We start from the raw sequence: 16022 nt of genomic DNA on the forward strand, positions 1-16022 counted from the left end.
GAGGACGACGAGGCCGGCGGACATCCTCGCCTCGGCGAAGGTCTTCACCATCGCCCGCAGCAGGTCGGGAGTCGCCGAGGTCGAACTTGGCGACGTGGTGCGGCAAGTTGATTTTCCGTCAGGTGGCCGCACCCGGGGGCTCCGTACTGGTCGCTGACACGCTGGATCGCCGACCTCTTACGAAGCGCTAACCGTGACCGTGGAGACAGGGCGAGATGGCTATCCTGCCTGGAGCTGGTTCGCTATCGGACAGGAGGAGCCTTCGTGGGACACACACTCCGTCTGCCGTCCGACGACGCCCTGATACAGCGTCTTCGCGACGGCGACGAGACGGCCTTCCAGCTGCTCCTCGACGCCTGGTCGCCGTCGATGCTGCGACTGGCCCGCTCGTTCGTGTCCACGAACGAATCGGCTGAGGAAGTGGTGCAGGAAGCCTGGCTCGGCGTGATCCGAGGCATTGGCGGCTTCGAGGGACGGGCTTCGCTGAAGACGTGGGTGTTCCGGATCCTGGTGAACATCGCGAAGACCCGGGGCACGAAGGAGAGCCGCACCCTGCCATTCAGCAGTCTGCTGCCCGAGGACGAAGGGCCCACGGTCGACCCGTCCCGATTCCGGTCGGACGACGATCAGTATCCGGGGCACTGGAGATCGGGAGAGAAACCAAAGCCCTGGACGCTGCCGGAGAGCGCCGCGCTGAACGCCGAGGTTCGAGGCGTCATCGCCGCGGCCTTGGCCGCGCTGTCCGACCGCCACCGGATCGTGGTGACGCTGCGCGACATCGAGGGTCACACCTCCGACGAGGTCTGCGACATGCTGAAAATCTCCCCCGGCAACCAACGCGTCATCCTGCACCGGGCACGGGCCGTGGTACGCGCCCGGCTCGAGTCCTACTTCGCCACCGTCGTCGCGGCGGAGTCCGACGACCTGGCATGAGGTGACGGCGTTCCGAGGCCCCTACCGTCGGAGCGGTCGATCACCCACGCTTGAATCCGCGGAAGGCGGCCAGCAGTTGGTCTCGCGCCGGCCCCGACAGGCTGGCCGCGGGCAGTTCACCGAGGGCGTCGATGGTCTGCCGGAACTGTTCCAGGTAGACCTCACACCCGTCACATGCCGTCAGGTGTTCGACGAACCGCGCTTCATCGGCCTCGGACAGGGCTCCGTCGAGGAAAGCCGTGACCAACTCGACGAACTCGTCGCAGTCCACGCCCATCCCGTCCCTTCAGCTCGATGGCCTGACCTCATTGGAACACAGGGGAAGTCGGGCGCGCGACGCCGCCCGGGCTTTTCCGTCGCAGGGCCAGGCCGGGGCGAGGTCCTGGGTGCCCGATCCCCGCGGGTGTCGGACATGCGCTGCGCGCAGCGGACCTGAGTGCCCCGGTGCCGGTGCTGTAACGCTGAGCCGGGTGGCGGGACTACTCCTGCGGACCGTGCCATGGCGGCGGTCCCGAGGCCACCGCGCGGTGGCCGGAGACGTGTGCCGATCCGGTACCGCATCCGGCCGGTGAACGATGCGGTGGTCTGACTCGGATCAAAGGGGAGGGGAGCCCGGTGTTCAGATCGAGGACCGGCAGGAGGAAGCGGTCGGTCGCCGTGCTGCTGGCGATGTGCCTGGCAGGCGCGGCCAGCGTGCTGACCGCCACGCCGGCTGTCGCCACGCTGGGCGATCGCCCGGTCATCACGTACAACCTGCAGGGTGCCACCTCCGGTGGCGACAGCAAGTGGACGACGGTGGTCGCCGGCTACGCCAGGAGGGCCGATATCGTCGTGCTCCAGGAGGCGGGGCCCACGCCGCCCACCCTGGCCCCCGGAACGACGCCGACGGTCATCACCGCGGCGCAGCTGGCCAACGCGAACGCCGTCAACCTGCCGAACACCGGGGTGGCGAACCAGGTGACGCACACGCAGTGGCGCAGCGGCTTGACCAACCTGGAGGTCTACTTTCTCCAGACTGATCCCAACTCCAGCCGCACCACCGGGCAGCCGACCTACCGGGGCGGCCGGAACAACCTGGCCATCGTCACGCACCAGGCGGCCGCCGCCGTCGCGGCGATTCCCAATCCGGCCGGCGGCCGGGCGACGCTGGGTCTGCTGATCGGCACCACCTGGTACTTCGACGTCCACGCCCGGTCCTCCGACCACGGCGCCGACGCCCCCGCGCTGATCAACGCGATCAGGGCCTTTGTGAACGGGCGGAACCTGCGCGAGGCCTGGGCCGCCATCGGCGACTTCAACCGGGATCCCAGCACGCTGGCGCCGCCCGCCGGCGCGGCACGCGCGGCCACCGGTCTGCCGACCCACCAGTCGGGCGGCGAGTACGACTACGCCATCTACACCACCGGCGCAGCCCCCGCCGTGGCCGAGCGCTTGAACGGCGCCTCGGCCGACCACTACGCAGTCGGGCTCGGGCCGATCCGCGCGGCGGCCGAGCCGACCCAGCTGTTCACCTCGCCGACCGGAGCGCCGGCGCCCCAGGTGATCGAGAACATGCAGGCCGGCGGAGTGCTCGACGCCGACCGGCAGGGCACCGCGAACCTGACCCCGATCGTCAGCTATGACCGCAACATCGGGGCCAACCAGAGCTGGAACGTGAACTTCTACACTGACACGCCTGCTGAAGAGGTGAGCTTCCAGGGGACGCAGAGCGGTCGCTGCATCGACATCACCAACAGCGGCCAGCACCCGGGGTCGGGCACCACGCTGTCGCTGTACGACTGCACTGGCCAGGCGAGCCAGCGCTGGATCCCGCTCTACCTGGGTAACAGCCAGTACGAGTTCCAGAGCGCGTTCCTGCCCGACCTGTGTATGAACCTCGCCGGCGGCCAGACCGATCCGAACAACAAGACGAACGCGATCCTCTACTCCTGCGACAACACGCCGAACGAGCGGTTCATCTTCACACCGGCCCACACCCCCTCGAAGGCGAACGTTCCGCTCGACACCCCGCCGCCGACCCCGATCGCGCTGGAGTCCATCGGGGACGGCGGGATCATGGACGTGTCGGGCGGCGCGACGACCAACGACTCGCCGGTCGTCTCCTACCACCGCGACCTCCTGGCCAACCAGGGCTGGAGCGTGGTGCCCCATCCTGACTCGTCGGTGTCCTTCCAGGGGCTGGGCAGCGGCAGGTGCCTGGACATCCACAACAGCACCTCGGCCTCCAGCGGACGGGAACTGGTGATCTACAACTGCACCGGGCAGCCGAGCCAGCGCTGGCAGCCCGAACCGCAGGACAACGGCACGACTGTGTTCTCCAGCGTCCTGGACCACAGCCTCTGCCTGGACATCGCGGGCAACCCGCAGAACCCGGACCAGGGCTACCTGGACGTCTACACCTGCAACTTCCAGCCGAACCAGGACTGGTTCTACACGCCCTTCGACCCCAGCGGCTCGCCGGTCGCCGACCACGACGGGCCCGACGACTCCGCCGGCGGCGGCGGAACGTCCTCCTTCGAGGACTTGACGGTGCTGCCGCCGAACCCCGGCAAGCCCGCCCAGCGGATCGCCTACTACACGAGCTGGTCGACCTACGCCAACGCCTTCTACCCGAAGAACCTGGACACTCAGGGCATCGCCGGCAAGCTGACGGTTCTGAACTACGCGTTCGAGAATATCGACCCGGTCAACCTGACCTGCTTCGCGGCCAACAAGCCGTCGGTGAGCGACCCGAACAGCGCCTCCGGCAATGACGGGTCCTCCGACGCGTACGCCGACTACCAGAAGGAGTACACCGCCGCCAACAGCGTCAACGGCAAGGCAGACACTTACAGCCAGCCCTTGCGGGGCAACTTCCAGCAGCTCAAGGAGCTGAAGGCCAAGTACCCGAACCTGAAGATCCTGGTGTCGCTCGGCGGATACACCTACTCGAAGTACTTCTCCAAGGTCGCGGCGACGCCGGCATTCCGGCAGAAGTTCGTCAGCTCGTGCATCGACATGTACATCAAGGGCAACCTGCCCCAGCTGGCCCCCGACCCGGCCGGCGGCCCGGGTGCGGCCGCGGGCATCTTCGACGGCTTCGACCTGGACTGGGAGTTCCCGGGCACCGACCTCGGGCACGTCGGCAACTTCTACTCGCCGCAGGACGGCGCGAACTACGTCGCCCTGTTGGAGGAGTTCCGCACCCAGCTGAACGCCCTGGGTGGCGGGAAGCACTACCTGACGACGGCTGTCCTGCCCGCCGGCCCGGCCAACATCGCCGCGATCCAGCCCGCTGCCATGAGCCAGTACCTCGACTTCGGCAACGTCGAGGCATACGACTACCACGGCGCGTTCGACACGCACGGTCCGACCAACGCCCAGGCGCCGCTGTACGATTCGCCGTCCAGTCCGGCGACCGGTACGGGGTTCACGGTGGACGCCTCCGTGAACGCCCTTCTCCAGCGGGGCTTTCCCGCCGACAAGATGGTCCTCGGCGTGCCGCTGTACGGTCGGGGCTGGACCGGGGTACCCGCGGGCGAAGCCACCCACGGGCTTTACCAGAGCGTGACCGGGCCCACGGCTGCGTTCACCTACTCCGCCCAGCCGGGAGTGGCGGACTACAAGGAACTGAAAGCGGCGGGCAAGATCAAGACCGCCAACATGTTCTTCGACCAGACCACGGACAGCTCCTGGATCTACGACGGAACCAACTTCTGGAGCATCGAAAGTCCGCAGTCGCTGGCCTTCAAGCGACAGTACATCGGCGACAAGGGCCTCGCCGGCATCATGATGTACTCCCTTGAGTCCGACGACCCGACGACCACCCTGGTCAACGCGGCCACCGGCATCGGCTGAGCCGACGCCGACGGGGTCCACGCCCGACCGGCGTGGACCCCGCGGGCGGGGCATGAACGCCGCGGCCTTCCAGCCCCTTGCCGAGCGGAACTCGTTGAACGTCACGCTGAATTCGTCGGCAACAATCGGTTCATCGGCAATGTCTGCGCCGAGGGCATCGACGCCATCGTCGGCGAACTGGAAAGCCAAGAATGATCTGCATGTGGATAGATCTCCATGACAGGAGTACATCGCCGATGCCACTGAACTTCTACCGATTCGATGTCAACTGGATCGTGCCGTGGCCCAAGCGGCCGGTGTTTGAAGCGCTCACCGCTCTTGAAAGGTTTCCGCTGTGGTGGCCCGACTACCGGGTGGTCAACCGCTTTGGTGATGAAAGCTTCGAGATGACCCTCCGCTCGACTCTCCCCTATTCCCTGGTCGTGACGCACACCTTCACGGTACGGGACGCGCAGGACGGGCATTTCCGGCTCGCTCTGGACGGGGACATCCGCGGCTGGATCGACTTCGTTGTCGCCGACCGGGAGGGCGGAGTGAGCGCCGTTCAGATCACGCAGGAGTGCACCGCAGTCAAACCTCTGCTGCGGGCTCTGGCTCCTGTGGCGAAGCCGGCGTTTCGCCACAACCACGCGCTGACGATGCGGCACGGCCGCGCCGGCTTGGAGAAGCTCCTCGGTCTGCAGCAGCTACCCGGAGCGGGGGAGGGGGCGAGATGAGAAGGCAGACCGAACCTGTCACACTCGGGCCGGACTCGGTGACGTGGCGGCTGTTTGGGGACTGGAGGAACCTGCTGGTCACCTTGTGGGTAGGGTCGATGCAGAACATGCATCCCGGCATCGGCGCCGCCGTGGAGCAGCACTCCCGGTTCTTCGAAGAACGCTGGTCGCGAGTGCTGCGCTCCTTCTACCCGGTCCTCGGCGTGGTTTATGACGGACCGCAAGCCGCCGACACCGCGGCCAAAGTAGTCTCCTACCACCACAGCCTGGCCGGGCTCGATGCGGCCGGACGCCGCTACCACGCGCTCGCCCCCGACACGTTCTACTGGGCACACGCCGTCTTCTTCATGACCATGGTCCGGTTCGGCGACAGGTTCATGGGCGGCGTCACCGAGAACGAGCGGGAACGACTGTTCACCGAGCACATCAGCTGGTACCGGCTGTACGGGCTGACCATGCGGCCGGTGCCGGAATCGTGGGCGGCATTCCAGACGTACTGGGACCACATGTGCGCGGACGTGTTGGAGGACACGCCCGCGGCCGGATACGTGCTCGACCTACGGGAGTTGGAGCCGCCACGGTCGCTGCGGTGGGTTCCCCGCCCGCTGTGGGACCGGGCGTGGCGGCTGTGCGCCCGGTTCCTCACCTGGATCACCACAGGCCTCTACGACCCCGTGATCCGCCGGCGCCTCGGCCTTGCCTGGACCACCCGGGACGAACGGTGGCACCGCCGAGCCGGATGGCTCGTCCACAAGGCCTTCACGTGCCTGCCCCGCCAACACCGCTACCACCCGCGCGCCCGCGCTGGATGGCGTAGGACCCGAGGTGGGGCCGCCGGCAAGCACTCGCCGTGAGAGCCGATCCCCAACACCTGATCGCCCAGCGCGCCTCAGCCGATGGCGCCGCACTCCGTGGAAGGAGCCACCACGATGGATCACAACGGGTACAGCTGCGAGAGGTTCGGCACCGATCTCACGCGGGCCGCCGCGATTGTCGCTGCTCCCGTCGACCCGCGGATCGCCGAACGGGCCTTCGAGACATTTCGGCGGGACTTCCGCACCGGAACCGTGCTGTGGCGGTGCACCGACCGCAGCGGCGACCCGCTCTCGTTCCGGCTGTTCCCTCCCTCGCGCGTGAACACCTTGACCCGTGCCATCGACGCGGGACTGCTCAGCGAGAACCATCCCCTCGCGGCGCTCGCTGCCTCCTGGTCCCAACTGTACGGCGGCAAAACCCTGCACTCGTACGCGTTCGACTCGGACTTCGGGCTGACGAAGACGTGGATCTACTTCGGCTCCCGCCGCCCGCAGGCCGAGATCCTCACCGCCCCCTCCGTTCCGCAACCGATCACGCGCCGGGTGGAGGAGTTCCGGGAGCGGGGCCTGCATGACATCAGCTTCGCCGCGATCGACTGGCGCTACAACACGGTCGTCCTCGACTTCGATGTCCCCGGCCCGCTCAGCCACGACAGCCTGACAGCGCTGGTCGCCACGACCGGTGCGGCTCCCGTACCGGAAGAACTCGCGGAGACGGTCATCAAGCACATCTCTCGCGACCACTGCGTGGCGCTGTCCGTCGACCCCGCCGACGGCCGCGCGCTGGACTGCGGGTTCTCCGTCATGGACGTTCCCGCGGCGGGACTGCCGCCGCTTCCCGCCCGTCTGGAGGCGTTCTTCGCAGACGTTCCCACTCGTGCGCAGAACGAGTTCAACGTCCTCGGCTGGTCCTTCGGGCAGAGAGGCCCGTACGTGAAGACCGAACGGCAGTACCGCGGCGACATCCGATCCCTGCTCACCAGGTGGGAAGAGCACACCGGCGACCAATCCGCGGAGATGTGGACCTGATGCCGACCACTGAGCCCGCCGACAACCAGTTCCGTCCGCAGTCGGCCTTCGACAGTCCTGACGACGAGCGTCGGCACCTGCTCGACACGCTCTCCCGGGCGTTCTGGCACTTCTCCGCGCTCGGATTCGACGAGGGCATCGCCGGCATCATCACCGTCCGCGATCCGCAACACCCGGACACGTTCTGGACCAACCCCATCGACATCCCCTTCGGCCAGATGACACCGGGAAAGCTCATCCGCTCCCACGGGCCGACCGGCGACACCCTCGACGGAGCGGGAGTCGTCAATCTGGCGGCCTTCGCCATCCACGCCGAGATCCACGCTTCCCGGCCCGATGCGCAGGCCGTCATCCACCTGCACACCGACCACGGTCGCGCCTACTCCAGTCTGGGCCGACTCCTGGAGCCCATCACCCAGGACCACACCGCGTTCTTCGAGGACCACGTGGTCTTCGACGACTTCACCGGGATCGTCTTCGACCGGGCCGAGGGCAAACGCATCGCTGCCGCTCTCGGGCCGCACAAGGGGATCACCTCCAGAACCACGGCCTGGTGGCCGTGGCCGAGACGCTCGAAGCCGCCGTGTGGTGGTTCACGATCTTCGACACCTGCTGCCGCATCAGCCTCCTCGCCGAGGCGGCCGGCAACCCGGTCCGCCTCGACGACGAGGTGGCCAGGATCACAGCGAGTCAGATCGGAACCCATCAGGTCGGCTACGCATCCGCGCGCCGACTCCTCGGCCGGGCCCTTCCCGCTCCCCTACCGGCCAGTTGACACAGGACCGTGTGTGGCTCGGAAAGTCATCGCTGCTGGTCAAGCCGCGTATCGGTATTTGTTGATGACGCCGCCGAGGACGCGGGTGCGGAGGAGCCTGCGGCGTTCGAGATCGCCTGTGGCGGGCTGCTCGTGGGCGCCTGGCGGTAGCTGGTTCCGTGCTCGATGTGGCCGGTGCTCGTTGTAGTGCCGCTGGTAGGTGGCCAGGACCTGCCGGGCGTGGGCCTCGTTCACGATGAGGACATGGTCCAGGGCCTCACGCCGGATGCTCCCGATCACGCGCTCGCAGTGGGCGTTCATTCGGGGAGCCCACGCCGCGCTCTTCAGGATCTCCATCTCCTCGGCCTCGAAGACGGCGTCGAACGGCTGCCCGTACTTGCTGTCGCGGTCGCGCAGCAGGAACCGCGGGGACTCCACACGCTGGCCGAGGTCGGCGGTCACCTTCCGGGCCTGCTGCACCGCCCACTGTTGGGTGGGGTGGGCGGTGACGCCGGCGATGTGTAGCCGACGGGTACGGTGTTCGAGGTACGCCAGCGCGTAAAGGCGCTGGCCGAGCATCGTGTCGAGGTGGAAGAAGTCGACGGCGGACGCTGACTGGTGGCGCGACGAGGCCGAGAAGCTCGCCGCATACCCTCGCCCCGGCGCCGTGCCGGCGTTGCTCGGCAACAGTCTCCTGCCCGCCCATGTCCGCGACGACATCATCGCCCGCTGCCACGAGGGGCTCGATGTCCGCCTCCCACCGCGGATCGCTGCCGTCGTCCACCAACTGCCTGTCTGCGAGGACGACGAAGACTTCGGGGAGATCCCCCAACCCTCACCATCGCTCCTGCGCAACCTCGCCGCCGCAGGCGCAGCCCACCCTGCACCCGCCGCCGCCGCCGCACGCGACGCGCCGCCCATCCTCTGGTACGCCCTGCACCGCCACCCCTCGGCCGACCTCCTGTGAAGCCGCCCGGGCCGGGAATGCTGAGCCAAGAGCCCGGTCCAGGTCACGAGGCGGGCGAGCCCGCCCGCCTGCGCTTCAAGTACGGCACACCCCCGGCAGTCCGGGGCACACTCCAAATACTTGGAGAGCTGTTTCATGGTGACGGACACACCCCTGGCTGAGCGGGGCGCACGCCAGCGGCGGCGACGATCCGGCGCGGGTCAGCGCCACACCCCCCCCGGCCGCGCGGGGCGCACTGCGCGATCGGGCCCGCAACGGGCATCGTGATCCACGCCCCACCGGGCGCCGGATCCAACCAGAGGTCAGGCGCTCGGGTGGCCACGCTCCTGGAGCACCCAGGTGTTGCCGTCCGGGTCGGCGAACTCGGCGAAACTGGCGTAGTCGCGACGTGCGGCGTCGACGCCGGGCGCGAGCGCTCCGGCCCAGGTGTCCAGCGGCGTCTTGTGCCGGATCTCGCCGACGTCCACCCCGCGCGCCGTCAGCTCGTCCCTGGCCTGTTCGATGTCGGCGACGACCAGGTGCATGCGAGGGGCCGAGCCGGCCGCGGCGTCGGTCAGGCCGGTTCCGAACTGCACGGAACAGCTCGAACCGGGTGGGGTGAGTTGGATGACTCGGAAGTCGGCGCTCGGCGCGTAGTCGACGTCGAGGGGGAATCCGACCTTGTCACGGTAGAACTCGAGTGAGCGGTCCACATCGTGCACCGGCAGTACGACGACTTCCAGTGCATAGGTCGTTTCAGTCATTTCGTCAGCCTTTCGCTTCCCATGCTCTGCTGCGGTGACGGTGCTACTTCTGTACGGCCTCGCGGCTCTTGTGGTGGTGACGACGTGCCTTCATCCGGTTCCCGCATATCGCCATCGAGCACCACCGCGCGCTGTTCGGCTTGCTGTGGTCGATCAGGAACCGACGGCACTCGGGATTCGCGCAGGGGCGCAGCCGTCCGGGGCTCGAACGCCTCAGCTCGTCCCATGCCAGCACGATCCGGGCCGCGGCGCTGCGTCCAGGTGGGAGTGCAAGGTTCCATGCGATCCCTTCGGTGGTGAGGCGGGCCGCGCAGCCCACATCGGCGATGAAGGGAGCCAGTACGGATGAGCGCTTCGTCCCGCGCACGACCTCCTGGAGGAGCGGTCGCAGTTCGAGCAGTGTCTTCGCCTCCTCGACGCTGCCCTTCTGGCCGTGTGCGGCGAGCCAGCGCCGTGTACCGCTCGGCCCTTCGAGTTCGTCGCGTGGCTCGCCGGCGACCATGGGGGTGCTGTTGAGGAGTTCGAGCATCATCAGCTCGTCGCCTGGCGTAACCAGCCCCATCCTAACCTCCTAATTGTCGATGTCAGGTTACATCGCCGTTGGAGTGGACGTCCGCACCGCCTACTTGGCGCCATGTGCCTGGATCTCCTCGGGGTCAAGGCCGCGGTCGATGCCGTGCGCGGTCACCGATTGCCCGGGTGCCAGCTGGAGCCTTCTGCCGTCGAGGTGGACCTCGATCTCGTCGGGCTCGAAGGAGATGAGCCCGCGCACGCGGCGCACCTCGGGCCACGCGTCCAGGTACGACCACGCGGCGCCCTTGTGTTCGCCGATGTCGTAGTAGCTGGCCAGGCCCTTGTAGGGGCAGAAGGTCTGCTTCTCGGTCGGGGTGAGCGCGGACTCGTCGACGTCCTCGCGGGGTACGTACCAGCGTGGCGCGAACCCGGACTCGTAGAGGACGAAGGGGTGGTGCGAGTCCGCGATGACGCGCTCGCCGTCGTGCACGACGAGGTGCCGCGACGTCGCGCGGATGTCGTTGCGGTGGTAGGGGTCCGCGGCGTGGCCGACGATGCGTTCGTCCTCCTCGTAGAACCCGTCCATGGCGCGCCATGCGAACGCGATCCGGTCGACGAGTTCCCCCGCGTGGCCGGGCAGGGCGGTGTGCTGCCATGCGGCACGCTCGACGGTGCGCCCGCCGGCCGTCATGCTGAACCACGCGGTCTCCCCGAGGTCGCGGTGCCGTGTCGTGCGCTCCGGCCCGCTCAGCACGCCGTCTTTGACATCGGCGCGCGGGAAGTAGGCCACGGGGTAGCGGCCCGGCTCGTGCAGGAGCACGACGTCCTCGCTGTCCGCGACCCACTCATCGCCGAACCTCACGCGCATCCGCCGGCGCGCGGGCTCGGCGAACAGCAGCCGCTCGGGCAGTGGCTGCTCCACCAGGAATCGGCCGACCGCTCGTCCGCCGAGCGGGCCCTGCTGCCATGACAAGCCCGTGATCGCTCCTTGAGGGCTCCGCAGTTAATGGATACGAGAAGGTAAATCCATTAGGCTTGTCAGGTAAGGCATGCAACTTAGGCAGCTGTCAACGATTGCGCATGGATGAGTCAATGCATACAATCGGCTCGTGAGCATTACAGTTGATCTTGAGGCGGTGCAGCGCATCGGCTTCCCGGTGGGTGGGGAGCCGCTGGTCGCGCTCGACCTGGCCGACACGCTGATGACGGCCGTCGAGCCTGCCGTGGACCTGCTCGGCGAGCAGGAGCGCGGTGCGGCCTGGTGGGCGCTGCAGTCGACGCGCCTGCCCGAATCACCCACGCCGGTGCCCGCCGCGGTGCGGCGCCTACGGGCAGCGGTACGTGATCTGTTCGACGCCCACCTCGAAGGCCGCGCACCGCGGCCGATCTCGGTCGAGGACGTGAACACCACGGCCGCTTCGGTCCCCAGTACTCCCCGGCTCAGCTATGTCGACCGGGTGGCGCACGTGGACGTGCGCTGGCACACCGAGTACGGCGGCAACCCGGCGCTCGCCCACATCGCGCGAGAGACCATCGACCTGTTCGCCTCGCCGCACCGGCTGGCGAGGCTGCGCCGGTGCGCCAACCCGTCCTGCTCGATGCTCTTCCTTGCCGAGACATCGCGCCGTCAGTGGTGTGCGAGCAACGTCTGCGGCAACCGGGTCCGCGTCGCCCGCCACCAGGAGAAGGTGCGCGCGGCGAAGCACCGGCAGTGACCCGGCCCGCGCACGTGGAGTGCGCCGGGCCGGCCGAAGCGAAGGGAACCTGACATGGCGGCCACGACCGGTAGCCGGCGACTCTTCCACCCCGGCGAGCTCGACGTGCAGCGACGCGCGGGCGTCTCGGCCGACGCGGCACGCCTCGAGGGCATGCTCGCGGCCGCGCATCTGGACGGAGGAGCTGCCTCCTTCCTCGCTCAGCGCCAGTTCGCGGCGGTTACAGCGCGTGACGCGGAAGGGCGGCTGTGGACCTCCCCCTTGCTGGGGCCAGCCGGCTTCCTGCGTGCGCACGGGTCCATCCTCGAGGTGCACGCCACCTTCCCGGCCGCCGATCCGCTCGCCGCGATGCCCGCCGGGCAACAGGTCGGACTGATCGCCATCGAGTTCGCGATCCGCCGACGTTTCCGTGTGAACGGCACGGGAAGTGGTGTCAGCGGGCACGGCCTGACGATCGAAGCCGACCAGGGATTCGGCAACTGCCCCTCGTACATCCAGCGGCGAACCCTCACCCGGCTTGAGGACTCCAGTCCCGTCGTCCAAGGCCAGGCGGACGTTGCGGGTGGGCCGAGGGGCGGCAGCGCCCTGACGGACCAGGCCCGCTCGCTCATCCGAAGTGCCGACACCTTCTTCCTCGGCACGCTCGATCCCGGCCGAGGCGTGGACACCTCGCACAAGGGCGGCCTGCCAGGATTCGTGCGCGTCGAAGACGACGAGCTGTGGTGGCCGGACTACGCAGGCAACAACATGTTCAACAGCCTCGGCAACATCACCGTGAACCCGGAAGCCTCGATGCTGTTCATCGACTTCGCGACCGGCGGGACTCTCCACCTGTCCGGCACAGCCGAACTGCAGTGGATCGCACCGGGTTCAGCCGGAGACGACGGCGCCACCGGCCGTCGGATCCGATTCCGCCCCTCGGCCGTCGTCACCGGGCCAGGGCTGCGTATCCGTTCCGACTCCGTCGACCCGTCAACAGACAATCCGCGGCTGAAGGACTGACCACCGCGAAGTCTCACAGCCGTACCCGCCCGACAATGAAGGGAGCAGCCATCATGGCCGCCACACTGGAGGACCGGCACGTCGTCGTCATCGGCAGGTCCAGTGGGATCGCCCGCGCCGTCACCGAATCGGCGACGGCGGCGGGAGCCCGGGTGACCGTCGCCGGACGGGACCCCGAGGCACTCGCGCATGCGTATCAAGGAAACGTCCGCGCGGAACGTGTCGACGTCACCGACGACCAGTCCATCGCCGAATTCGCCCAACGGCTCGGCCCGGTGGACCATCTCGTGAGCACCGCCTCGGCCCGCGCCCGCGGCGTGCTCGGGGAGCTCGACCGTGCCGCGGTCCTGAACTCGATGAACACCAAGGTCCTCGGCCCGCTGATGCTCGCCAAGCATCTCGCACCACAGATCGCATCGGATGGATCGTTCACGCTGTTCTCCGGGGTCGCGGCCTTCAAGCCCGCAGTCGGCTACCTCGGCGTCGCTGTCACCAACGGCGCAGCCGACTTCCTCACCCGATGCCTCGCGCTCGAACTCGCACCGATCCGGGTGAACGCGATCTCGCCCGGCGTGATCGACACCGGCGCGTGGGACAGCCTGGGGGAGGAAGGAAAACGCGCGTACTTCGACCACTTCCGCACCCACAACCCGGCCAGGCGCATTGGAACCTCGCAGGACATCGCCGACGCCGTGCTGTTCGTGATGACCAACCCGTTCCTGACCGGCGTCACGTTGCGCGTCGATGGCGGCGAACCGCTCACCTGAGCCGGCACCGACCACAGAAGGAGCTGACAGACCATGGCACGCCTGCTCTCGGTCAACGTCGGCATGCCCAAAGACGTGTCCTGGCACGGGAGAACCGTGCACACGGGCATCTGGAAGACCCCGGTCGCCGGGCCGGTCATGGCCCGCAGGCTCAACCTCGACGGCGACGGTCAAGGCGACCTGGCCGGCCACGGCGGCGAGCAGCGCGCCGTGCTGGTCTACCAGGCCGACTCCCTCGCCTACTGGCGAACCCACCTCGGCCGCGACGGATCCGCGCCCGCCGACTCATCACAGGACATCGGATTCGGCATGTTCGGCGAGAACTTCACCGTCGAAGGACTGGCCGACGCCGAGGTGTGCATCGGCGACCGCTACCGGATCGGGCAGGCCGAGTTCGAAGTCACCCAGCCACGCGTGACCTGTTACCGGCTGGGCCTGCGACTCGACGCGCCCGACCTGCCTTCCCTACTGGTCCAGCACGGCCGCCCCGGCTTCTACCTGAGGGTGATCACCGAGGGCCTGGTGCGCGCCGGCGACGAGATCGTCCGCACCAGGCGCGGACGGCACGAACTCACCGTCGCCGAGATCGACGCGTTGCTCTACCTACCGGACAGGGACCGCGGCAAGCTGGAGGCAGCCGTCGACATCCCGGCACTCAGCCCCGGCTGGCGCCAGTCCTTCCAAGACCTGCTGCACGAGTCGGCCCCATCCGATGCCCGAACCTCCGCTCCGGCGATCGGGACCGAGCCGGGCTGGAACGGGTTCCGCCCACTGCGCGTCGAGGCCGTCGTCCCCGAAAGCTCAACGATCACATCCATCCACCTCGTCGCCCAGGACGGCACCGCGCTGCCACCCGCACTGCCGGGCCAGTACCTCACGGTGCGCATCCCGGAGGCCGGCGCCCCGCCACCGGTCCGCAGCTACTCGCTCTCGTCACCGCCCGGAGGCCCTGCCTACCGCATCAGCGTCAAACGAGAGGGCCAGGTCAGCGGCTACCTGCACACCAAGATCCATGCAGGCGCGCGCATCGATACCGCAGCACCACGCGGCGAGTTCGTGCTCGCCCCCGGCAACGAGCCGGTCCTGCTCATTTCAGCAGGGGTAGGCATCACCCCCGTGCTCGCCATGCTCCACCAGCTCGCCGCCGAACGCAGCGAACGCGACATCTGGTGGCTGCACACCGCCCACAACACCGAGCAACAGGCGTTCGCCCAGGAGGCTCACGCCCTACTCGACACACTGCACTCCGCACACGAGCTCGTCTTCCACACCGCCCCCGACGCTGCCCCGGAGACACTGCCCGCCACCGTGACCCACGCCCGCCTCTCACCCCGGATCCTCGCGGGCCTCGGCCTGCCACCGGACGCCTCCGCCTACGTCTGCGGTCCGGAACAGTTCATGACGAGCGTCACCAAGGCGCTGGTCGACCTCGGCCTCGACCCGGCCTCGGTCCACACCGAGCTCTTCGGTACGCTCGCCCCGATCAACCCGGGACTGACCCCGGCCGCGCACGTCCCACCGCACCCACCAGCAGGCGAACCGGGCACCGGCCCGCTGGTCACCTTCGTCCGCAGCGGCCTGACCGTGCCATGGAACGAGGCCACCGCACCGTCCCTACTCGAACTGGCCGAGGCATGCGACGTACCGACGCGATGGTCATGCCGCACCGGCGTCTGCCACACCTGCGTCACCACGATCCTCTCCGGCGAGGCCGTCTACCGGACTGATCCCCTCGAACTCCCGCCTCCAGGGCGGCTGCTCGTCTGCTGCGCAAGCCCTGCCACCGATGTCGTCCTGGACATGTGACGGGGACACGTGACGGAGCTGAGGGAGCCCGACCACGCCCAGTACCAGCGTGTGCCCGAACGCACGGGAGCGTTGGCGGCGGGTTGTACGTTCCCCAGCCCGCGTGCGGCCCGCAGGACGGGAGTCGCGACGATAGGCCGCTCGGAAGCGGGCGTCGAGGCCGACGCGGGCATCACCCGGGGCGAGGGGCTGGAGGTCTTCGCGGGCAACGTCGACCGGCTGCCCGCGGTGCTCTTCAGCGCCGTCGGGCCCCGCCGAAGGTCGGGGAGGGCGGCTGCTCGCACGCCTTGGACGGCTTGGCCAGCGGCCTGACCGGTGTGCCCTCCTGACCGCCTCGGCGAGCAGGGTGGCCGCCGCGGTCGCGGCGAGCAGCCACAGCAGATTCCGCAGGTAGGGCAGCGGCAGCACGGTGGGGTTGCCGTTCC

14 protein-coding genes and 3 pseudogenes are annotated in these 16022 nt (G+C 68.5%); 12 read left to right on the forward strand and 5 right to left on the reverse strand.

The genetic code is table 11. From position 1 onward, the window contains the following. Positions 1–264: 264 nt before the first annotated feature. Entirely contained in the window at positions 265–933 is a 669-nt protein-coding gene (locus tag ACIGXM_RS34255; protein WP_396567925.1) for an RNA polymerase sigma factor, read from the forward strand. 40 nt (positions 934–973) lie between these two features. On the opposite strand, the gene ACIGXM_RS34260 is transcribed toward ACIGXM_RS34255, so the two are convergent. Continuing rightward, the gene (locus tag ACIGXM_RS34260; RefSeq protein ID WP_396567927.1) at positions 974–1204 is read right to left on the reverse strand and encodes an anti-sigma factor family protein; all 231 of its coding nucleotides are present in this window, start codon (positions 1202–1204) and stop codon (positions 974–976) included. 344 nt (positions 1205–1548) lie between these two features. On the opposite strand from ACIGXM_RS34260, the gene ACIGXM_RS34265 reads away from it, so the two are divergent. The 6 genes and pseudogenes from ACIGXM_RS34265 to ACIGXM_RS34290 form a co-directional block, all read left to right on the forward strand. Continuing rightward, entirely contained in the window at positions 1549–4770 is a 3222-nt protein-coding gene (locus tag ACIGXM_RS34265; protein WP_396567929.1) for a glycosyl hydrolase family 18 protein, read from the forward strand. A 236-nt stretch (positions 4771–5006) separates the two neighbouring features. After that, the gene (locus ACIGXM_RS34270; RefSeq protein WP_396567931.1) at positions 5007–5486 is read left to right on the forward strand and encodes a polyketide cyclase; all 480 of its coding nucleotides are present in this window, start codon (positions 5007–5009) and stop codon (positions 5484–5486) included. Beyond that, complete coding sequence (locus tag ACIGXM_RS34275; RefSeq protein WP_396567933.1) at positions 5483–6340, forward strand: oxygenase MpaB family protein; 858 nt, start codon at positions 5483–5485, stop codon at positions 6338–6340. The genes ACIGXM_RS34270 and ACIGXM_RS34275 overlap by 4 nt, the downstream gene beginning before the upstream one ends. Before the next feature lie 75 nt (positions 6341–6415). Next, positions 6416–7330: an aromatic prenyltransferase gene (locus ACIGXM_RS34280; RefSeq protein ID WP_396567935.1), complete on the forward strand. Its 915-nt coding sequence runs from the start codon at positions 6416–6418 to the stop codon at positions 7328–7330. Continuing rightward, positions 7330–7845: pseudogene (locus ACIGXM_RS34285) on the forward strand (class II aldolase/adducin family protein); the annotation flags it as partial. The gene ACIGXM_RS34280 and the pseudogene ACIGXM_RS34285, both read left to right, overlap by 1 nt. Before the next feature lie 32 nt (positions 7846–7877). Then, a pseudogene (locus ACIGXM_RS34290) lies at positions 7878–8105 on the forward strand (class II aldolase/adducin family protein); the annotation flags it as partial. A 39-nt stretch (positions 8106–8144) separates the two neighbouring features. On the opposite strand, the pseudogene ACIGXM_RS34295 reads toward ACIGXM_RS34290, so the two are convergent. After that, a pseudogene (locus ACIGXM_RS34295) lies at positions 8145–8690 on the reverse strand (integrase core domain-containing protein); the annotation flags it as partial. 61 nt (positions 8691–8751) lie between these two features. Between ACIGXM_RS34295 and ACIGXM_RS34300 the strand changes: the two are divergent. Beyond that, positions 8752–9051, forward strand: coding sequence for a hypothetical protein (locus tag ACIGXM_RS34300; RefSeq protein ID WP_396567937.1), 300 nt, complete (start codon positions 8752–8754; stop codon positions 9049–9051). A 302-nt stretch (positions 9052–9353) separates the two neighbouring features. Here the strand turns inward: ACIGXM_RS34300 and ACIGXM_RS34305 are convergent, their stop codons facing one another. Genes ACIGXM_RS34305 through ACIGXM_RS34315 form a run of 3 tightly spaced genes read right to left on the reverse strand, consistent with a single transcriptional unit; the run spans position 9354 to position 11280 of the window. Beyond that, the gene (locus ACIGXM_RS34305; protein WP_396567939.1) at positions 9354–9794 is read right to left on the reverse strand and encodes a VOC family protein; all 441 of its coding nucleotides are present in this window, start codon (positions 9792–9794) and stop codon (positions 9354–9356) included. Between the two features lie 43 nt (positions 9795–9837). Next, positions 9838–10356 (reverse strand): CGNR zinc finger domain-containing protein, encoded by a 519-nt coding sequence (locus ACIGXM_RS34310; protein ID WP_396567941.1) that lies wholly within the window; start codon positions 10354–10356, stop codon positions 9838–9840. Between the two features lie 60 nt (positions 10357–10416). After that, positions 10417–11280, reverse strand: coding sequence for a DUF427 domain-containing protein (locus ACIGXM_RS34315; RefSeq protein WP_396567943.1), 864 nt, complete (start codon positions 11278–11280; stop codon positions 10417–10419). 136 nt (positions 11281–11416) lie between these two features. Between ACIGXM_RS34315 and ACIGXM_RS34320 the strand changes: the two genes are divergently transcribed. The 4 genes from ACIGXM_RS34320 to ACIGXM_RS34335 are packed head-to-tail and all read left to right on the forward strand — an operon-like array spanning position 11417 to position 15597. Next, on the forward strand, positions 11417–12022 hold the full coding sequence (locus ACIGXM_RS34320; RefSeq protein WP_396567945.1) for a CGNR zinc finger domain-containing protein: 606 nt from the start codon (positions 11417–11419) through the stop codon (positions 12020–12022). Between the two features lie 54 nt (positions 12023–12076). Beyond that, on the forward strand, positions 12077–13024 hold the full coding sequence (locus ACIGXM_RS34325) for a pyridoxamine 5'-phosphate oxidase family protein (protein WP_396567947.1): 948 nt from the start codon (positions 12077–12079) through the stop codon (positions 13022–13024). A 53-nt stretch (positions 13025–13077) separates the two neighbouring features. Continuing rightward, positions 13078–13791, forward strand: a complete 714-nt coding sequence (locus tag ACIGXM_RS34330) for an SDR family oxidoreductase (RefSeq protein ID WP_396567949.1) — start codon at positions 13078–13080, stop codon at positions 13789–13791. A 33-nt stretch (positions 13792–13824) separates the two neighbouring features. Further along, positions 13825–15597, forward strand: a complete 1773-nt coding sequence (locus ACIGXM_RS34335; protein WP_396567951.1) for an MOSC domain-containing protein — start codon at positions 13825–13827, stop codon at positions 15595–15597. The last annotated feature ends 425 nt before the right edge of the window (positions 15598–16022 follow it).

Source organism: Kitasatospora sp. NPDC052896, assembly GCF_044547075.1.
In the GTDB taxonomy this organism is placed as follows: domain Bacteria; phylum Actinomycetota; class Actinomycetes; order Streptomycetales; family Streptomycetaceae; genus Kitasatospora.

Coding starts and splice junctions, on each gene's coding strand:
- ACIGXM_RS34325 (WP_396567947.1), top strand. CDS start 12,077: ATGGCGGCCACGACCGGTAGCCGGCGACTCTTCCACCCCGGCGAGCTC.
- ACIGXM_RS34335 (WP_396567951.1), top strand. CDS start 13,825: ATGGCACGCCTGCTCTCGGTCAACGTCGGCATGCCCAAAGACGTGTCC.
- ACIGXM_RS34305 (WP_396567939.1), bottom strand. CDS start 9,794: ATGACTGAAACGACCTATGCACTGGAAGTCGTCGTACTGCCGGTGCAC.
- ACIGXM_RS34270 (WP_396567931.1), top strand. CDS start 5,007: ATGCCACTGAACTTCTACCGATTCGATGTCAACTGGATCGTGCCGTGG.
- ACIGXM_RS34280 (WP_396567935.1), top strand. CDS start 6,416: ATGGATCACAACGGGTACAGCTGCGAGAGGTTCGGCACCGATCTCACG.
- ACIGXM_RS34310 (WP_396567941.1), bottom strand. CDS start 10,356: ATGGGGCTGGTTACGCCAGGCGACGAGCTGATGATGCTCGAACTCCTC.
- ACIGXM_RS34275 (WP_396567933.1), top strand. CDS start 5,483: ATGAGAAGGCAGACCGAACCTGTCACACTCGGGCCGGACTCGGTGACG.
- ACIGXM_RS34330 (WP_396567949.1), top strand. CDS start 13,078: ATGGCCGCCACACTGGAGGACCGGCACGTCGTCGTCATCGGCAGGTCC.